The sequence below is a fragment of the Mesorhizobium sp. WSM4310 genome, from assembly GCF_007003935.1.
GTDB lineage: Bacteria > Pseudomonadota > Alphaproteobacteria > Rhizobiales > Rhizobiaceae > Mesorhizobium.
Genome location: NZ_VFTA01000003.1, coordinates 282315 through 297240 on the forward strand (window position 1 = coordinate 282315; position 14926 = coordinate 297240).

Below are 14926 nucleotides of genomic sequence, written 5' to 3' on the forward strand. Positions count from 1 at the left end.
CAGGATGCATGTCGCCCAAAAGCGCGCTGCGGTTTTGGGACATGCACAAAAGGGATAGACTGGGCGATGCTGTGGGGCGATCGCCCGGAGGGGGCTCGACCAATCGTCGGCCATCGGTTCACAGACCCATCAGCGACCGGCTGTTTCCGGCTTGGAAGTTGTGATGCGCCGTCTTGCGGCCCTTTTCATGCTGACGCTGCTTGGCGCCTGCTCGACCGTGGACGATCTGTCGCCGCTGTCGCCATCCGGGTCCAGCAGCCCGACGGTCGCCGTGCGTGCTCCCCGCTTCGAGGATTCCAAGCCACATGAATGGGACAGCGGCGCGCCGTGGAACTATGCCGTTCACGGCACCGACGTTTCCAAGTACCAGACCTCGGTCGACTGGCCGACAGCCAGGGCGAGCGGCATTTCCTTCGCCTTCATCAAGGCGACCGAGGGCGGCGACCGCTTCGACGAGTATTTCAACGAGCACTGGGCGCGCACGAAAGCCGCCGGCGTTCCGCGCGCGCCCTATCATTTCTTTTATTTCTGCACCCCGGCCGCCCAGCAGGCGCGCTGGTTCATCCAGAACGTTCCCGTCGACCGCTCCGCCATGCCGCCGGTTCTCGACATGGAATGGAACCCGAAATCGCCGACCTGCAGGCTGCGTCCCGACGCCGCCACGGTGCGTGCGGAGATGACCACATTCCTCCAGATCGTCGAACGGCACTACGGCAAGAAGCCGATCATCTATACCTCCGTCGACTTCTTCGACGACAACCAGTTGTCGACCTTCCGCGGCTACCCCTACTGGCTGCGCTCGGTCGCCGGCCACCCGCGCGAAAAATACGGCAGCCACCCCTTCACCTTCTGGCAGTACACCGGAACCGGCATCGTCCCCGGCATGACCGGCAAATCAGACATCAACGTCTTCAACGGCTCGGAAGCCGCCTGGAACAAGTGGCTGCGGCAGAACACCCGTTGACGTCTGGTTCAACGGACTATCGTTGAACCGGGCTCAACGGCAGCGAAACTCATGGAACAAGTGGCCGCTGCAGAACACCCGTTGACACCGGTTCAACGGCAGCGAAGCCCATGGAACAAGGGGCTGCCGCAGAAGACCCGTTGACACCGGGCCTGCCGCCTGCTTTTCGACACAGCCAGCGGTAGGGTGCAACCGCCGGTAATTCAGGGCGTTGGGCGTTCAGCCAGCACGACAATGCCCTCTTCGTTCGAAAGGAAGCTGATGCGACTGCGTTCCCAAGCCCTCGCGGCGCTATTCCTGTGCGCCACGGCCTTGCCGGCGATAGCGCAGGAATGCGGCGGCGACTTCGAAACCTGGAAACAGGGCGTGGCGGCGGAAGCCAAGGCGGCCGGTGTCGGCGCCGTCGGTCTCGATGCGCTGGAAGATGCCACCTTTGACGAGCGGGCGCTGGCGCGCGACCGCGCCCAGGGCGTCTTCACCCAGACCTTCATCGAGTTCTCCAACCGCATGATTTCGGCCTACCGGCTGAAGCAAGGCGCGGCGAACATGAAGAAATACGCGGATGTCTTCGCCCGCGCCGACCAGCAGTTTGGCGTACAGGCGCCTGTCATCACCGCCTTCTGGGCGCTGGAGACGGATTTCGGCGCCGTGCAGGGCGATTTCCATACGCTGAGCGCCCTGGTGACGCTTTCGCATGATTGCCGGCGCCCGCAGCTGTTTCGCCAGCAGCTGGTGCCGCTTCTGCAGCTCATAGATCGCGGCGTGCTGCCGGCCGACGTCAAGGGCGCATGGGCCGGCGAGATCGGCCAGACGCAGATCCTGCCTTCGGACTATCTGGGCCGGGGCGTCGACGGCGACGGCGACGGCAAGATCGACCTGCGCAACAGCGTGCCCGATGTGATCATGACCACGGCCAACAAGGTGCTGTCGCGCGGCTGGAAGCGCGACGAGCCCTGGATCCAGGAAGTGCGGGTGCCCGACGAGATGCCCTGGGATCAGACCGGGCGCACCAACAAATTGCCGCTGACACAGTGGGCGCAGTGGGGCATCACCAATCCCGACGGCTCGCCGCTTGTCGACAAGGGCCTCAAGGCAGGCCTGGCGCTGCCCATGGGCCGCAAGGGCCCGGCCTTCCTCACCTATGACAATTTCGACGTCTATCTCGAATGGAACCAGTCCTTCACCTATGCGCTGACCGCGGCCAATCTCGCCGCACGGCTCGCCGGCGCGCCGCCGCTTGATCCGCGCAACCCGGAACAAGGCCTCAACAACGAGCAGATGAAGGCGCTGCAGACCAAGCTCGAGGCCCGAGGCTACGACGTCGGCACGGTCGACGGCATTCTGGGCACCAACACCCGCGAAGCGATCCGCAAGGAGCAGATGCGGCTTGGCCTGCCGGTGGACGGCTGGCCGACATCGGAGCTTTTGGCGAAGCTGTGAGGGGCCGCCAATCTTGAGGTCCTCGCTACCGGCTAGCGCCTGCTCTCCTCGCCCGCACGAAATCGATGAACGCCCGCAAGGCGGGCGGCACGTGCCGTGAACTTGGGTGGTATAGATAGAAGCCGGGAAAGCTGGGCGACCAGGCTTCCAGAAAACGGACCAGCCTGCCTTGCTCGATCCAGGGCCGAACCTGGTATTCGAACATGTAGGCAATGCCCACGCCATCCAGCACGGCATTGAGCATCAGCTCGGTATCGTTGACGGTCAGGCTGCCTTCGACGGCGATTTCCAGGACCCGTTTGCCGCGCGCGAACTCCCATCGATAGAGGTTGCCGCCGCCCGGCCACTGGAATTTGATGCATTGATGCTGGTGCAGTTCCTGCGGATGACGCGGTACGGCCCGGTTCTCGAGATAGGCGGGAGCGGCCACCGCGGCCATCTGCAAATCCTCGCTCAGTTTCACCGCCACCATGTCCTTCTCCAGCCGCTCGCCGAGCCGGATTCCTGCATCGAACCGGCCTTCGACAATGTCTGCCAGCGTGTCATCGACGATGACGGTCAGCGCGATATCGGGATAGCTGCGCTGAAAGTCCCCGAGGATCGGCGCGATGAATCGCGTCGCGGCGACACGCGGCACATTGATGCGTAGCGAACCCGCCGGCCGATCGCGCGCCGCATGAACATCGGCAATGGCGCTTTCCAGTTCATCAAAGGCGACGGCAAGGCGCAAAAAAAGCGCGTCGCCTGCGGCGGTCGCGGAGACACTGCGCGTCGTGCGGTTGAGGAGCCTGACGCCGATGCGCGTCTCCAACTGCCGGATAGACTGGCTGAGCGCCGGCGGCGACACGCGCAGCCTTGCGGCGGCACGGACGAAACTGCCCTCTTCGACGATGGCGGAAAATGCCTTGAGCTCGGTGAATTCGGATCCGCGCATTATGTACCCTTGGATTAACAAGCCAATCAGATAATAGGTCATTATCTGATCAATTGCATGCCACTATCTCTCAGCCATCGGCCACATCGCAGGCAAAGCCGCGGGCCGGAATGGTTGAAGGAAATTGATCATGTCCCAGTCTCTGCACGGCAAAACCGCAATCGTCACCGGCAGTTCGCGTGGCATTGGCCGGGCCATCGCCGAAGGCCTCGCCGCCCAGGGCGCTGCCGTCGCCGTCAACTATGTCGGCAACCGGAAAGCCGCCGATGAGGTCGTCGCCGGCATCGCCAGCAAGGGAGGAAAGGCGCTCGCCATCCAGGCCGACATATCAAGCGTTTCCGATGTCCGCCGCCTGTTTGACGAGACCGAGAGCAGGCTGGGCGCAATCGACATCGTCGTCGCCAATGTCGGCGTCGCCGTCATCAAGCCGCTGACCGAGGTGACGGAAGCCGATTTCGACCAGGTCTTCGGCACCAATGCCAAGGGCACCTTCTTCACGCTTCAGGAAGCAGCGCGCCGGGTGCGCGATGGCGGCCGGATCATCGCCGTCTCCTCCGGCGGCACGAAGATGTTCTTCACGCAGACGGCGCTCTATCTCGGCACCAAGGGCGCCGTCGAACAGTTCGTCCGCGTGCTCTCGCGTGAGCTCGGGCCGCGCGGCATCACGGTGAATGCGCTGTCGCCGGGCTTCACCGACACGGACCTGCTTCCAGAGCGCGATCGCGCCGTGGCCGCCGGAATGTCGCCCTTCGGCAGGATAGGCGCGCCGCGCGACGTTGCCGATGTCGCGGTCTTCCTGGCCAGCGACGACGCCCGCTGGCTGACCGGCGAGAACATCCAGGCCGGCGGTGGCGTGGCCTAATCCGCCATCGTCTCCAGGCTGGCGAAGCCCTGCGGCGCGTCGCCTTCGTCGAACGGTGTCGTCACCTCGACGAATGTGTCGGGGTAAAAGCCGTTGAAGCGGGTCCTCAGCGACAGCGAATAGGCGCCGATATGGCCGATTTCGATCCAGTCGCCGGTATCGACGGTTTCCGGCAGCCAGAATGGCCTGGACAGGATGTCGACGGAATCGCAGGTCGCGCCGCAGACCTTGAACGGGACGATGTTTTTTTCAGCGCCATTGCGGGTCCTGATCGCCGGATCGGGGATGAAGCGCGCCGGCAGCGTGATCTTGCCGGTCCATGAATCCGACAGCGATGCCCAGATGCCGTCGTTGATGTAGAGCCGCTTGCCCTTGCGCAGCAGCACGCGCACGATCAGCGACAGGCAGCGCGCCACGATCACCCTGCCCGGCTCGGCCACCAGCGGCATCTGGTCGAACTGATATTCCTTCAGGTCGCCGGAGAGCCGCGACATGATCTGGCCGAGCGAGGGCATCTCGATCTGCTTGCGGTTGGGATCGTGGCCATATTCGGCTGGAAAGCCGCCACCGACATCGAGCCCGGCAATGTCGAAGGTCAGCCGGTTGCGCACCCAGTCGGCCGAGGCCAGCGCCCGCTCATAGGTATCGGGATCCTCGATCTGGCTGCCGACATGGAAACACAGACCGACCTTGTAGCCGGTGCGGTTCAGCCGCTCTGCCAGCTCCACGGCATAGGCCGGCCCGGCGCCGAACTTCTTCGACAATTCGTAGGCCGCCGACCCTTTCGTCTGGATGCGCACGAACACGCTGATCGAGCCAGGGTCGATGTCGAGCGCCCGCACCACCCGCGTCAGCTTGGTGATCTCGTCCTCATGGTCGAGCGAAATGACACGGATGACGTACTTCTCCAGCGCCAGCTTGATGTCGGACTGCGCCTTGACCGGGTGCATGTAGAGCATCTCGGCATCGGGAGAGACGGCGCGCACGGCAGCGAATTCGCCGGGCGAAGCGACGTCGAAGGCGGTGACGCCGGCCTCGACCAAGGTCTTCAGCACGATCTGCTCGCCATTGGTCTTGACCGCATAGGCGGTCTTGCCGGGGAACATGCCCATGAACTGCCTGGCATCGGCCTTCAGCACCTGCGGGCGGAAGCAATAGACCGGATCGTCGGGACGAAGCGCCAGTGCCGCCTCGCGGGCATTCTCGAATCGCTGCATTGACGAATCCTCGATCTCGGCTGCGCACAATTAATCCAAGCTAGCGGCTAGCGCATGACCCCGAAAGTCGATTTCGACTTTCGGAAAGGATCATGCGCCAAATATGAGTCTTGCAGCATCCGAGGACGCGCGGCGCTGCAATGAAAACAATTCTGTGTCTCGTGCACCTGACGCCGCGGCGGTAGTGTTGGCAGCGTCGTCTGCCAGCGATCAGGTTTCGGGTGGCGCTTGCCGGCAGACCCGATATGCCTGTGCCTGGCCGGCTGACATTCGAGCCGGCATGTCGGGGGAGGACGATCTACATGGCAATTGCCGCCACATCCGCACCACGCGGACCGATGACCCTCGCCGACTGGGGGCAGTTGCTGCTGCTTGGTGCCATCTGGGGCGGTTCGTTCTTCTTCGCCCGCATCGCGGTGGCGGAGCTTCACCCGCTGGCGCTGGTGCTGTTTCGCGTCGCCATAGCGGCAATCGCGCTGCAGATCTATCTCGGCCTGCGCGGCCCATCGTTCCGCCTTGCCTTTCCGCATGCTGGCCTGTTCTTTCTGCTGGCCTTCACCAACAATGTCGTCCCCTTCTCGCTGATCTTCGCCGGCCAGACCGAGCTTGGCGCTGGCGTCGCCTCGGTGCTCAACGCGACGACGCCGTTCTGGACGCTGATCCTCGCCAACGCGCTGACATCGGACGAAAAGCTCTCCTGGAACAAGCTCGCCGGCATTGGGCTCGGCGTCGCCGGCACCGCCGTCATGATCGGTCCCGGCCTGCTCGCCGGGCTTGGCGGCCCTGTCTGGGCGAAGTTCGCGCTGATCGGCGCGTCGCTGTCCTATGCCGTCGCGCTGATGGTCGCCCGGCGATTCAAGGGCGTGCCCTCGCCGGTCATCGCCACCGGGCAGCTGACCGCTTCGACCATCATCATGATACCGGTCGTTCTGCTGGCGCACGGCCCCGCCGGCCTGTTCTCGGCCTCGCCGCCAGTCTGGGCGGCGGTGCTGGCACTGGCGCTGCTCTCCACCGCCTTCGCCTACATCCTCTATTTCAACCTCGTCGCCTCGGCCGGCGCCACCAACGCCTCGCTGGTCACGTTGATCGTGCCGGCCAGCGCCATGCTGCTCGGTTTTCTTTTCCTGGGCGAGCGGCTGGAACTGTTCGAGATCGGCGGCGTGGTGCTGATCGGCCTCGGTCTTCTCACAATCGACGGACGTGTCCTTGGACAGCGTTAAGCGCGAAAATCAAAGCCGACTTTCGCGGCGGTAGCGCTGCCATGACACAGCATCGACACGCCCCCGCCATAATTTATTCACAGGCATGAAGCGGGTTTTTGCCGAAGAGTTTCAACGGCTAACGGCAAAACCAGAGTCGCAAATTTCACAATCACGTCGCAATGCAGCACATTTTCCGCTTGCCTGTGGCACAAATGGACCTAGACTCTCAGGCATAGCTCTTTAAGAGGAGGCTATGTCATGGGACTTACGAGGCCAATCAACGCATTGATGATTTGTGCTGCGTTTGCTTTCATCGGCGCCCTCATTATGGGCGTCCTTCCCTGAACCCGCCAAGACGGGGAAGACCAGCACCAGATAGTCTAAACAATTCGAAAGGCCGGGTTTTTACCCGGCCTTTTGCTGTTTAGGCTGAAGCGCGTCACGTCTGAACGGATTCATGCGACGCACTTTAAGTCTTTGTTTTTATGCATGTCGTTCTCCCAAAGCCGGGGCCACTTTTGGGCGACATGCATTAAACCTCACGCAGCAGCCGAGCCCGCCACCTCCGCCTCGTGCGAGCGGATGCCGATCATGTGGCAGATGGCGAAGACGAGGTCGGCGCGGTTCATCGTGTAGAAGTGGAAGTCGCCCACGCCACGCTCGACCAGGTCGAGAACCTGTTCGGCGGCGACGGCCGATGCCACCAGCGCATGCGTCTGCGGATCGTTCTGCAGGCCGTCGAAACGCTCGGCCAGCCATGCCGGCACCAGCGCGCCGCAGCGCGCCGAGAAATTGGCGACCTGGGTGAAATTATGCACCGGCAAAATGCCCGGAACGATCGGGATGTAGATGCCGGCGCGACGCGCGCGCTCGACATAGCGCTCGTAGAGATCATTGTCGAAGAAGAACTGGGTGATCGCCCGCGTCGCGCCATTGTCGACCTTGCGCTTCAGCATGTCGATATCGGTGGCGAAGTCCGGGCTTTCCGGATGCTTTTCCGGATATGCCGAAACCGAGATGTCGAAATCGCCCGCTTCCTTCAGCGCGCCCACCAGTTCGGCGCCGTTGGCGTAGCCGTCCGGATGCGGGCGGTAGGCGGTGCCCACGCCCGCGGCCGGATCGCCGCGCAGGGCGACGAAGCGCTTGACGCCCATATCGGCGAATTCCTGGATCACCGCGTCGACCTGATGACGGGCGGCATCGACGCAGGTCATGTGCGCGGCCGGCGTCAGGCTGGTCTCGTTCAGGATGCGGCCGACGGTGCGCGCCGTGCGCTCACGCGTCGAGCCGCCGGCGCCATAGGTCACCGAGACGAATTTCGGCTTCAGCGGTTCCAGCCTTGTGACCGTGTCCCACAGCCGCGCCTCCATCTCGTCATTCTTGGGCGGGAAGAACTCGAAGGAAACCTTGACCTTGTCGCCAATGTCGGGGCGGCGGGAAAAGCGGAACTGGTTCATCAGGCGATTTCCCCTATCGAATTCACTTTGGTCTGCTGGCTGTCATTGGCAGGGTCGGCGATCAGCAGGCGCCGGTCGCGGCCAAGCCAGAGCTTGACGGTGAGCCTGGGCTCGCTGCCGCCGCGCGGCTCGAATTCCTGGGCATCCTCGAGATCGAGGCCGGCCTCTGCAAACCACTCGCTGATCTGCCGGTCGGAAAAGCCGAGCCGCATATGCGCGTGCTCTTCGCGCAGGAATTCCAGCGTGTGCGGCGCGAAGTCGACGATGACCAACCGGCCCGACGGCCGCAAAAGCCGTGCCGCCTCGTGGATGGCGCGGGCGGGATCGTCGAGATAGTGCAGCACCTGGTGGATGGTGACGAGATCGAAAGCGTCGCGCTCGACCGGTGGCGAGAAGATGTCGCCCTGCCGCACCTGCGCGTTCGAAACGCCGGCCTTGTCGAGATTGGCACGCGCCACGGTCAGCATCTCGCGCGACATGTCGATGCCGACACCGCGCCGGTAGAGCGGCGAGAAGATTTCAAGGAGCCGCCCGGTACCGGTGCCGAGATCCAGCATCGACTGGAACGGCCGCTTGCCGACCAGCTTCAGCATCGCCGCCTCGACCGCACGGTCCGGCACATGCAGCGAGCGGATATGGTCCCAGCTTGCGGCGTTCACCGAGAAATACTCGGCCGCCCGGTCCTGCCGCTTGCGCTTGACCGAGGCCAGGCGTTCGAGATCGCGCTCGACCTGCGGATCGGCGCCGCGAATGCTGGAAACCAGCCCCATGACGAAGTCGCGCGCGGAATCGGCATCCGACAGGCGGAAGAAGGCCCATGATCCTTCCTGGTAGCGGTCGATCAGCCCGGCCTCGAGCAGCAGCTTCAAATGCCGCGAAACGCGCGGCTGCGACTGGCCGAGAATTTCGGTAAGATCGGAAACGGTGAGGTCTCCACGCGACAACAGTGCCAATATGCGCAGGCGGCTGGATTCGGCCGCCGCCTTCAGCGTATCCACCATGGTGTCGAGCGAAACATGCATCAGCGTATTCTCTTTTCAGCGCATTCACTTTGAAAAAGATATAAACATATGTTTATGTCGGTTTTCAAAACCTTGCAAGCGCTATGTCGCTTCCGGACAAGAAAATGCCGCATGCGTGATTTTCCGGTGCGCGCCGCCCAAAAATGTGTAGCGGTCCTGGGACAATGACAGCAGCAGCACGGAGATGGGCAGAATGACGGGGCCGCGCGAAATGTTCGAGGCACGCGAAGGCGAGCAGAGGCTGGGCTTGGATCCGGCAACGATGCCGGCGGATGGCCGCGTCGTCTTCATCGGCCGCATCGCCTCGCTCTGGACGACAAGGGAGAGCTGCCCGAAAAACATGCGCACGGCGCGCGAGACCGGACAGCCGGCGGTGCTGACCATCGACGCGCCCTATCGCCCTGGCTTGCAGGGTCTGGAGCGCGCCAGCCATGTCATCATCCTGTCCTGGCTGCATCACGCGCCGCGGAATCTGATTGTGCAAAAACCCCGCCATGCGACTGAAGCAAAAGGCGTATTCGGCCTGCGTTCCCCAGCCCGGCCGAACCCAGTCGGCCTGCATGTGGTAAGGCCCGTCGGATTGGACATCGCCACCGGGCGCATCGATCTCGACGCCATCGACGTGCTCGACGGCACGCCGGTCATCGACATCAAACCCTACTTCGCCTCGACCGACGCCATACCGGAAGCGATCATCGAGGGACGCGGGGAGCGATGACTGCACCGACCGGCCGCCGCCGCGCCATCGCCAAGGCGCTGACCGCACTTCTGCCGCTGGCGCCCTATGCCGACATGGAGAAGATCCGTGCGGATGCCGGCGCAGTGCATATGAAGACCTTGCCGCCAGGCATTGCCGTGTGGCTGGCAACCATTGCCCACATCCGCCACATGCACACCGACTATGAAAAGCTGCTGGCCGAGGGTTATGACCGCGACTCCGCCCGCTTCTTCGTCATCGAGAAGACCAACATCGTGCTCACCCGCTGGCGCGCGACACGCCTGCTCGACGCCGACGACGAGGAGGAATGAAGCGGCTATTGTCGCGTCAGCACGGCGATCGCATTGTAAGGCTGGCCATCGGCCTGGCCGACCCAGGTCCAGGACAGGTTTCCCTTGAAGAAGCGGACGGTGATGTCGCCACCGTCGATGCACGTGTCCTGGCCATAGGTGATGCTTTCATGGAATTCCGCCGACGTCTCGTCCCTCGACGTCTGCGACAGCGATCCGCCGCAGCCAAGTGACGGATAATCGATCGACGCGCCGTCATTCCTGATCGTCATGGCGATCGACCAGTCGGCGCCGGCATCACCCGCCGGGCTCTGGTGGCCGCTGCCGACCCAGGTGCCGGTCAGTGTCTGCGCCGGCGCATTCACCGTGCAAGGCAGGTTCTGGAAGATCGGCGTCAACTCGCTGCCGGTCTTCTCGCAGCGATAGGTCTGGCCGTTTTGGCAGAGTTCGTCGCCTTGTTTCACGCACTGCGCGCTGGCCTCGCCCGTGGCGGCGAAAATCATCATGGCTGCGATGATGGTCCCAAGCCTGCCCATATCCCCTCCCATTCCAAGCCATCCGATCATAAGGCAATTCCAATCCGGTGTATCGGCTAGGACCGTCATGGAGGACGAACGGTGCCGGGCGGTTGGCTCTATGCCTCCTGTCCCGGGCCGGTAGGCTGATGACCCGCCCTGCCCGCGAGGAGGCCCCGATGGACCAGACGACCGCCACACAGGCTACAAAACCACTGCCCACGGTCGGCAACCGCCATGTTGACCCGCACACCTATCCCGACGGCATCGCCTTCCTCGACGGCCAGTACTTGCCGATGTCGCAAGCCAAAGTGTCGGTGCTGGATTGGGGGTTCCTGCATTCCGACGCCACCTATGACACGGTGCATGTCTGGAACGGCCGCTTCTTCCGCCTCGATCTGCATCTCGACCGCTTCTTCGGCGGGCTCGACAAGCTGCGCATGACCATCCCCTTCGACAGGGATGGCGTGGCCGATATCCTGCACAATTGCGTCGCCCTTTCAGGCCATCGCGCCGCCTATGTCGAAATGCTGTGCACCCGCGGCGCCTCGCCAACCTTCAGCCGCGATCCGCGCCAGGCGATCAACCGCTTCATGGCCTTCGCCGTGCCGTTCGGTTCGGTCGCCAATGCCGAACAATTGCAGCGCGGCCTGCGCGTCGCCATCAGCGACAAGGTGCGAATCCCGCCGGCATCGGTCGATCCGTCGATCAAGAACTACCATTGGCTCGATCTGGTGCGCGGCCTCTACGACGCCTATGACCACGGTGCCGAGACCGCACTCATTCTCGACTTCAACGGCAATGTCGCCGAGGGCCCGGGCTTCAACGTCTTCTGCGTCAAGGATGGCAAGCTGTCGACGCCGGCCATCGGCGTGCTGCCTGGCATCACCCGCCGCACCGTCTTCGATCTCTGCGCCGAAGAAGGTCTTGCCGCCGCGGCCGCCGATGTCAGCGTTGCAGCACTCACGGCGGCCGACGAGGTCTTCATCACCTCGACCGCGGGCGGCATCATGCCGGTGACTGACATCGATGGCGCGGCGATCGCCGACGGCAAGGTCGGGCCTGTTACCGGCCGGCTGATGGCGCTCTACTGGCAAAAGCACGACGATCCGGCCTGGTCGTCTCAGGTGAGTTATCCCTGATCAAGGGACGTCTTGTTCAAAAAGATTTCCCCTCGCCCCTGGAAAATCACGCGATAGGCCGTATATGCCCGAAAGCGGAGAAGCCTCCGCTTTCACCCAAAATTGCGCCCGTAAGGGCAAGGATTCCACATCATGACAAATAAGGTTTGGTTCATCACCGGATCGTCGAAGGGTTTTGGCCGCATCTGGACCGAGGCCGCATTGGCGCGTGGCGACCGTGTCGCCGCGACCGCCCGTGACGCCGGCACGCTCGCCGATCTGGTCGAGAAATATGGCGACCACATCGCCGCGATCAAGCTCGACGTCACCGACAAGAAAGCCGTCGATGCCGCCGTCGCCGAGGCGCACAAGCGATTTGGCCGGCTCGACGTCGTCATCAACAATGCCGGCTACGGCCATTTCGGCGCCATCGAGGAAGTCAGTGAGCAGGAAGCCCGCGACCAGATAGAAACCAATGTGTTCGGTGCCCTCTGGGTCACGCAGGCCGTGGTGCCGATCATGCGCGCCCAGCGGTCCGGCCACATCATCCAGATTTCGTCGATCGGCGGCGTCAACGCCTTTGCCTCGCTCGGCCTCTACCATGCCTCGAAATGGGCGCTGGAAGCCTTCAGCCAGTCGCTCAGCATCGAGGTGGCGGAATTCGGCATCCATGTCACGCTGGTCGAGCCGGGCGGCTTCTCCACCGACTGGTCCGGCGCCTCAGCCAAGGTGTCCAAGCCGATGGAGGCCTATGCGCCCGCCCGCGCCAAGATGGCCGAGCGCCGCGCCAACTCGGTCGCCGGCGATCCCGAGGCGACAGGTCCGGCAATGCTGGCCATCGTCGACGCCGCCGAGCCGCCGCTGCGGGTGTTCTTCGGTGACGGCGGCCTGCCGATGATCCGTCAGGAATACGCCAACCGCCTCGCCACCTGGGACAAGTGGGACCACGTGTCCGTCATGGCGCAAGGCGCCAACAAGAACCGCAAGGGCTGAGGCTTCGGCATTTTGCTACGCCGCTCATCAGCGGCGTAGCCCTTCGGTCACGATGCAATGCGCGGCTATGCCTGATAAATCCACTGCTCCGGCACCCGCGCCGAAATCTCTTCGCCGGCCCTGATCGTTCCGGGCTTCTCGACCCAGGCGACCACGCCACGCAGCCGTTTGGCCATTTTGGGAAACAGCAGTGCGCCGGCTTCGATGTCGGCCATTCCAGCATTTTCGGCGATCGATCGCCCGGAAATGCGGCATGGTCCGTTCTGGGCGTCGACCTTGAGGGTGACGCCATCCTTGAAGAACAGCAGCGTACCGGCCGGCAGCATCGACAGTTGCGGCACGCCTTCGATCACCAGATTGGCGCCGATCCATTCCGGCTTGATCTCCGGAAGGCCCATCCGCCCGGCGACGATGGCCAGTTCGTCCGCCGCCACGATCGACAGCTGCCGCTCGTTGCGCATTTCGGTGCCGCGCGGATACCAGGGTTCGCGCCCGCCCGAGCGCCGCGTTGCGCCCGCGTGGAAATCGCCCGAAATGCCGTCGAAGCCAAGGCGCAATTCCTCCACCGGTCGCGTCTGGAAATGATCCGCCAGCGCGACATAGAGCGCTGCAGCGCGGGCGGAAAGCTTCTTTGCCGGGACGATTTCGACCGGCTTCTCGGCTTCGGGGAAGAGATCCAGCATGGCGTTCCGTCCTTGAATCATGCTCCCCGTTTTTGCTCTTCGGGCGGCAAGGCCGCAAGAGCGGTTTGGGCCATAATGCGCAACTCTTCGGCCGATGCGCCGTCCCGCGCCTGGATCGACATGCCGTTCATGACGCCGGCGATATATTTGGCGAAGCTCTCGACGGAGAAGCCTTCCGGCAGGTCGCCCGCCACTTGGCCTTTGGCGAGGCGCTCCGCGATCGCCGCCTCGCTCGCCTTGCGATAGGACTTGAGTTCATCGGCAATCGCCTGCGCCTGCGGCGAGGCCGCCAGCGCACCGCTGACGAAAAGGCATCCGCCCGGCTTGCCGGGCCTGGAATAGGCCTCCGCCGCGCCCAGCAGCAGCAGCCGGATCGCCTCTCGAGTCGACACCGGTGCGCCGAGCGCGTCCAGCGCAAAGCCGATCTCCGTCTCGTGGTAGCGCGTCAGCGCCTTGCGGAACAAGGTCTCCTTGTCGGTGAAGGCGTTGTAGATCTGCGGCGGCGTCAGCCCCATCGCCTCGCGCAGCATGGCCAGCGACGTCGCCTCATAGCCATGCTCCCAAAACAGATGCATCGCCGCATCCAGCGCCCGGTCCGGGTCGAACGCGCGGGGACGACCACCCCTGGCCTTTTCCAAATTATCCATAGTGATCGATACGAAACCTGTTGACTTGCTCGTTGTGCATAACGTAACAATTGATACGAAACATGGCAAGCCGGAAGAGGATCTTCCGGCAAGGCCGTGCAGCCGAAGGACAAGGAGAGACCAAATGCCCATCACCGTGACCGCGCCAGAAGGCGTACTGACAGAGGCCGGAGAGCGCGAGATCCTGCCGCGCCTCAGCGCCGCCCTCATCGAAGCTTCCGGCGCCACCGGCAATGCGTTCTTCACCGCCATCGTCGGTGGCACGGTCCACATCCTGCCGTCGCGCCACATCTATGCCGGCGGCGCCAACAGGCCTGTCGTGATGGTGGAGTTGAAATTGCCCAATATCGCCCTCGGCTCGATCGAGGCTCGCAACGCCTTCATCACCACGGCCGCCGGCATCGTCGCCGAACTCTGCGTGGCCGGGCACAAGCCCGAAAACACCTGGATAAACATCGTCAACGCGCCCGACGGCGGCTGGGGCATCGGCGACAGGCAATATACCGGCGACGCACTCATTGCCGCCGCCACCGCCGCCGCGCACTGATTTCACAGGGAAGATGTGATGCGGCTCTCCCCTTCGCTGTTCTTCACCACCAACTGCGAGCCGGCACTGGCTTTCTACGAACAGTGCGGCCTTGGCCGGGGAACGATCCTGCTGCGCTGGGGCGATAACGGCATGCCGGTGCGAACAGAAACCATGCGCGGAAAAATCCTGCATGCGCGCTTCGAAGGTCCGGGCGTGCTGTTCCATGCCTCCGACAATGATGATGCCGAGCCGATGAAAGGCTCTGCCATGATGCTGGAATTCGACGACCTGGCAGCCCAGCCTGAGCAGTTATCCCGCAAGGCTGCCGGCGG

At 63.5% G+C, this 14926-nt stretch carries 17 protein-coding genes; 10 read left to right on the forward strand and 7 right to left on the reverse strand.

Annotated elements, in window-relative coordinates:
* The first annotated feature begins 163 nt into the window (after positions 1-163).
* Together FJV80_RS06230 and FJV80_RS06235 are read left to right on the forward strand one after the other, a co-directional pair.
* Positions 164-964, forward strand: coding sequence for a GH25 family lysozyme (locus FJV80_RS06230; protein WP_095790802.1), 801 nt, complete (start codon positions 164-166; stop codon positions 962-964).
* A 261-nt stretch (positions 965-1225) separates the two neighbouring features.
* On the forward strand, positions 1226-2404 hold the full coding sequence (locus FJV80_RS06235; protein WP_142875899.1) for a lytic murein transglycosylase: 1179 nt from the start codon (positions 1226-1228) through the stop codon (positions 2402-2404).
* A gap of 25 nt (positions 2405-2429) precedes the next feature.
* Here the strand turns inward: FJV80_RS06235 and FJV80_RS06240 are convergent, their stop codons facing one another.
* The gene (locus tag FJV80_RS06240; RefSeq protein WP_142875901.1) at positions 2430-3338 is read right to left on the reverse strand and encodes a LysR family transcriptional regulator; all 909 of its coding nucleotides are present in this window, start codon (positions 3336-3338) and stop codon (positions 2430-2432) included.
* 130 nt (positions 3339-3468) lie between these two features.
* On the opposite strand from FJV80_RS06240, the gene FJV80_RS06245 reads away from it, so the two are divergent.
* Positions 3469-4200, forward strand: coding sequence for an SDR family oxidoreductase (locus tag FJV80_RS06245; protein ID WP_142875903.1), 732 nt, complete (start codon positions 3469-3471; stop codon positions 4198-4200).
* Here the strand turns inward: FJV80_RS06245 and FJV80_RS06250 are convergent.
* Positions 4197-5417 carry an alanine racemase gene (locus FJV80_RS06250; protein ID WP_142875905.1) on the reverse strand — a complete coding sequence of 407 codons (1221 nt, stop codon included), beginning with the start codon at positions 5415-5417 and terminating at the stop codon, positions 4197-4199. The genes FJV80_RS06245 and FJV80_RS06250 overlap by 4 nt on opposite strands.
* Positions 5418-5719: 302 nt before the next feature.
* On the opposite strand from FJV80_RS06250, the gene FJV80_RS06255 reads away from it, so the two are divergent.
* On the forward strand, positions 5720-6637 hold the full coding sequence (locus tag FJV80_RS06255) for a DMT family transporter (RefSeq protein WP_142875907.1): 918 nt from the start codon (positions 5720-5722) through the stop codon (positions 6635-6637).
* Between the two features lie 521 nt (positions 6638-7158).
* On the opposite strand, the gene metF is transcribed toward FJV80_RS06255, so the two are convergent.
* A complete protein-coding gene (gene metF, locus FJV80_RS06260) occupies positions 7159-8076 on the reverse strand; it encodes a methylenetetrahydrofolate reductase [NAD(P)H] (protein WP_095773923.1) in 918 nt (305 codons plus the stop codon).
* Positions 8076-9098: a metalloregulator ArsR/SmtB family transcription factor gene (locus tag FJV80_RS06265; RefSeq protein ID WP_095773922.1), complete on the reverse strand. Its 1023-nt coding sequence runs from the start codon at positions 9096-9098 to the stop codon at positions 8076-8078. The genes metF and FJV80_RS06265 overlap by 1 nt, the downstream gene beginning before the upstream one ends.
* Positions 9099-9291: 193 nt before the next feature.
* On the opposite strand from FJV80_RS06265, the gene tsaA reads away from it, so the two are divergent.
* Positions 9292-9816: a tRNA (N6-threonylcarbamoyladenosine(37)-N6)-methyltransferase TrmO gene (gene tsaA / locus FJV80_RS06270; protein ID WP_142875909.1), complete on the forward strand. Its 525-nt coding sequence runs from the start codon at positions 9292-9294 to the stop codon at positions 9814-9816.
* On the forward strand, positions 9813-10127 hold the full coding sequence (locus FJV80_RS06275) for a DUF2293 domain-containing protein (protein WP_095773920.1): 315 nt from the start codon (positions 9813-9815) through the stop codon (positions 10125-10127). Before tsaA ends, FJV80_RS06275 begins: the two co-directional genes overlap by 4 nt.
* A gap of 5 nt (positions 10128-10132) precedes the next feature.
* On the opposite strand, the gene FJV80_RS06280 is transcribed toward FJV80_RS06275, so the two are convergent.
* Positions 10133-10642: a hypothetical protein gene (locus FJV80_RS06280; RefSeq protein WP_095773919.1), complete on the reverse strand. Its 510-nt coding sequence runs from the start codon at positions 10640-10642 to the stop codon at positions 10133-10135.
* A 158-nt stretch (positions 10643-10800) separates the two neighbouring features.
* Here FJV80_RS06280 and FJV80_RS06285 point away from each other — a divergent pair, with 158 nt between their 5' ends.
* Entirely contained in the window at positions 10801-11763 is a 963-nt protein-coding gene (locus FJV80_RS06285; RefSeq protein WP_142875911.1) for a D-amino acid aminotransferase, read from the forward strand.
* A gap of 132 nt (positions 11764-11895) precedes the next feature.
* Positions 11896-12735, forward strand: a complete 840-nt coding sequence (locus FJV80_RS06290; RefSeq protein ID WP_142875912.1) for an SDR family oxidoreductase — start codon at positions 11896-11898, stop codon at positions 12733-12735.
* 65 nt (positions 12736-12800) lie between these two features.
* On the opposite strand, the gene FJV80_RS06295 is transcribed toward FJV80_RS06290, so the two are convergent.
* Together FJV80_RS06295 and FJV80_RS06300 are read right to left on the reverse strand one after the other, a co-directional pair.
* On the reverse strand, positions 12801-13418 hold the full coding sequence (locus tag FJV80_RS06295; protein ID WP_142875914.1) for an MOSC domain-containing protein: 618 nt from the start codon (positions 13416-13418) through the stop codon (positions 12801-12803).
* A gap of 17 nt (positions 13419-13435) precedes the next feature.
* A complete protein-coding gene (locus tag FJV80_RS06300; RefSeq protein ID WP_246688909.1) occupies positions 13436-13993 on the reverse strand; it encodes a TetR/AcrR family transcriptional regulator in 558 nt (185 codons plus the stop codon).
* Positions 13994-14189: 196 nt separating this feature from the next.
* Between FJV80_RS06300 and FJV80_RS06305 the strand changes: the two genes are divergently transcribed.
* Complete coding sequence (locus tag FJV80_RS06305; protein WP_095773915.1) at positions 14190-14612, forward strand: hypothetical protein; 423 nt, start codon at positions 14190-14192, stop codon at positions 14610-14612.
* An 18-nt stretch (positions 14613-14630) separates the two neighbouring features.
* Positions 14631-14926, forward strand: a 296-nt coding sequence (locus FJV80_RS06310; protein ID WP_142875916.1) for a VOC family protein, incomplete at its 3' end; no start/stop codon positions are given.

Excerpts from the sequence above, each read along its gene's own strand:
- FJV80_RS06305 (WP_095773915.1), top strand. The coding sequence starts at position 14,190 with ATGCCCATCACCGTGACCGCGCCAGAAGGCGTACTGACAGAGGCCGGA.
- FJV80_RS06255 (WP_142875907.1), top strand. The coding sequence starts at position 5,720 with ATGGCAATTGCCGCCACATCCGCACCACGCGGACCGATGACCCTCGCC.
- FJV80_RS06300 (WP_246688909.1), bottom strand. The coding sequence starts at position 13,993 with ATGCATCTGTTTTGGGAGCATGGCTATGAGGCGACGTCGCTGGCCATG.
- FJV80_RS06240 (WP_142875901.1), bottom strand. The coding sequence starts at position 3,338 with ATGCGCGGATCCGAATTCACCGAGCTCAAGGCATTTTCCGCCATCGTC.
- FJV80_RS06230 (WP_095790802.1), top strand. The coding sequence starts at position 164 with ATGCGCCGTCTTGCGGCCCTTTTCATGCTGACGCTGCTTGGCGCCTGC.
- FJV80_RS06250 (WP_142875905.1), bottom strand. The coding sequence starts at position 5,417 with ATGCAGCGATTCGAGAATGCCCGCGAGGCGGCACTGGCGCTTCGTCCC.
- tsaA (WP_142875909.1), top strand. The coding sequence starts at position 9,292 with ATGACGGGGCCGCGCGAAATGTTCGAGGCACGCGAAGGCGAGCAGAGG.
- FJV80_RS06245 (WP_142875903.1), top strand. The coding sequence starts at position 3,469 with ATGTCCCAGTCTCTGCACGGCAAAACCGCAATCGTCACCGGCAGTTCG.
- FJV80_RS06265 (WP_095773922.1), bottom strand. The coding sequence starts at position 9,098 with ATGCATGTTTCGCTCGACACCATGGTGGATACGCTGAAGGCGGCGGCC.
- FJV80_RS06275 (WP_095773920.1), top strand. The coding sequence starts at position 9,813 with ATGACTGCACCGACCGGCCGCCGCCGCGCCATCGCCAAGGCGCTGACC.
- FJV80_RS06285 (WP_142875911.1), top strand. The coding sequence starts at position 10,801 with ATGGACCAGACGACCGCCACACAGGCTACAAAACCACTGCCCACGGTC.
- FJV80_RS06290 (WP_142875912.1), top strand. The coding sequence starts at position 11,896 with ATGACAAATAAGGTTTGGTTCATCACCGGATCGTCGAAGGGTTTTGGC.
- FJV80_RS06295 (WP_142875914.1), bottom strand. The coding sequence starts at position 13,418 with ATGCTGGATCTCTTCCCCGAAGCCGAGAAGCCGGTCGAAATCGTCCCG.
- metF (WP_095773923.1), bottom strand. The coding sequence starts at position 8,076 with ATGAACCAGTTCCGCTTTTCCCGCCGCCCCGACATTGGCGACAAGGTC.
- FJV80_RS06280 (WP_095773919.1), bottom strand. The coding sequence starts at position 10,642 with ATGGGCAGGCTTGGGACCATCATCGCAGCCATGATGATTTTCGCCGCC.
- FJV80_RS06235 (WP_142875899.1), top strand. The coding sequence starts at position 1,226 with ATGCGACTGCGTTCCCAAGCCCTCGCGGCGCTATTCCTGTGCGCCACG.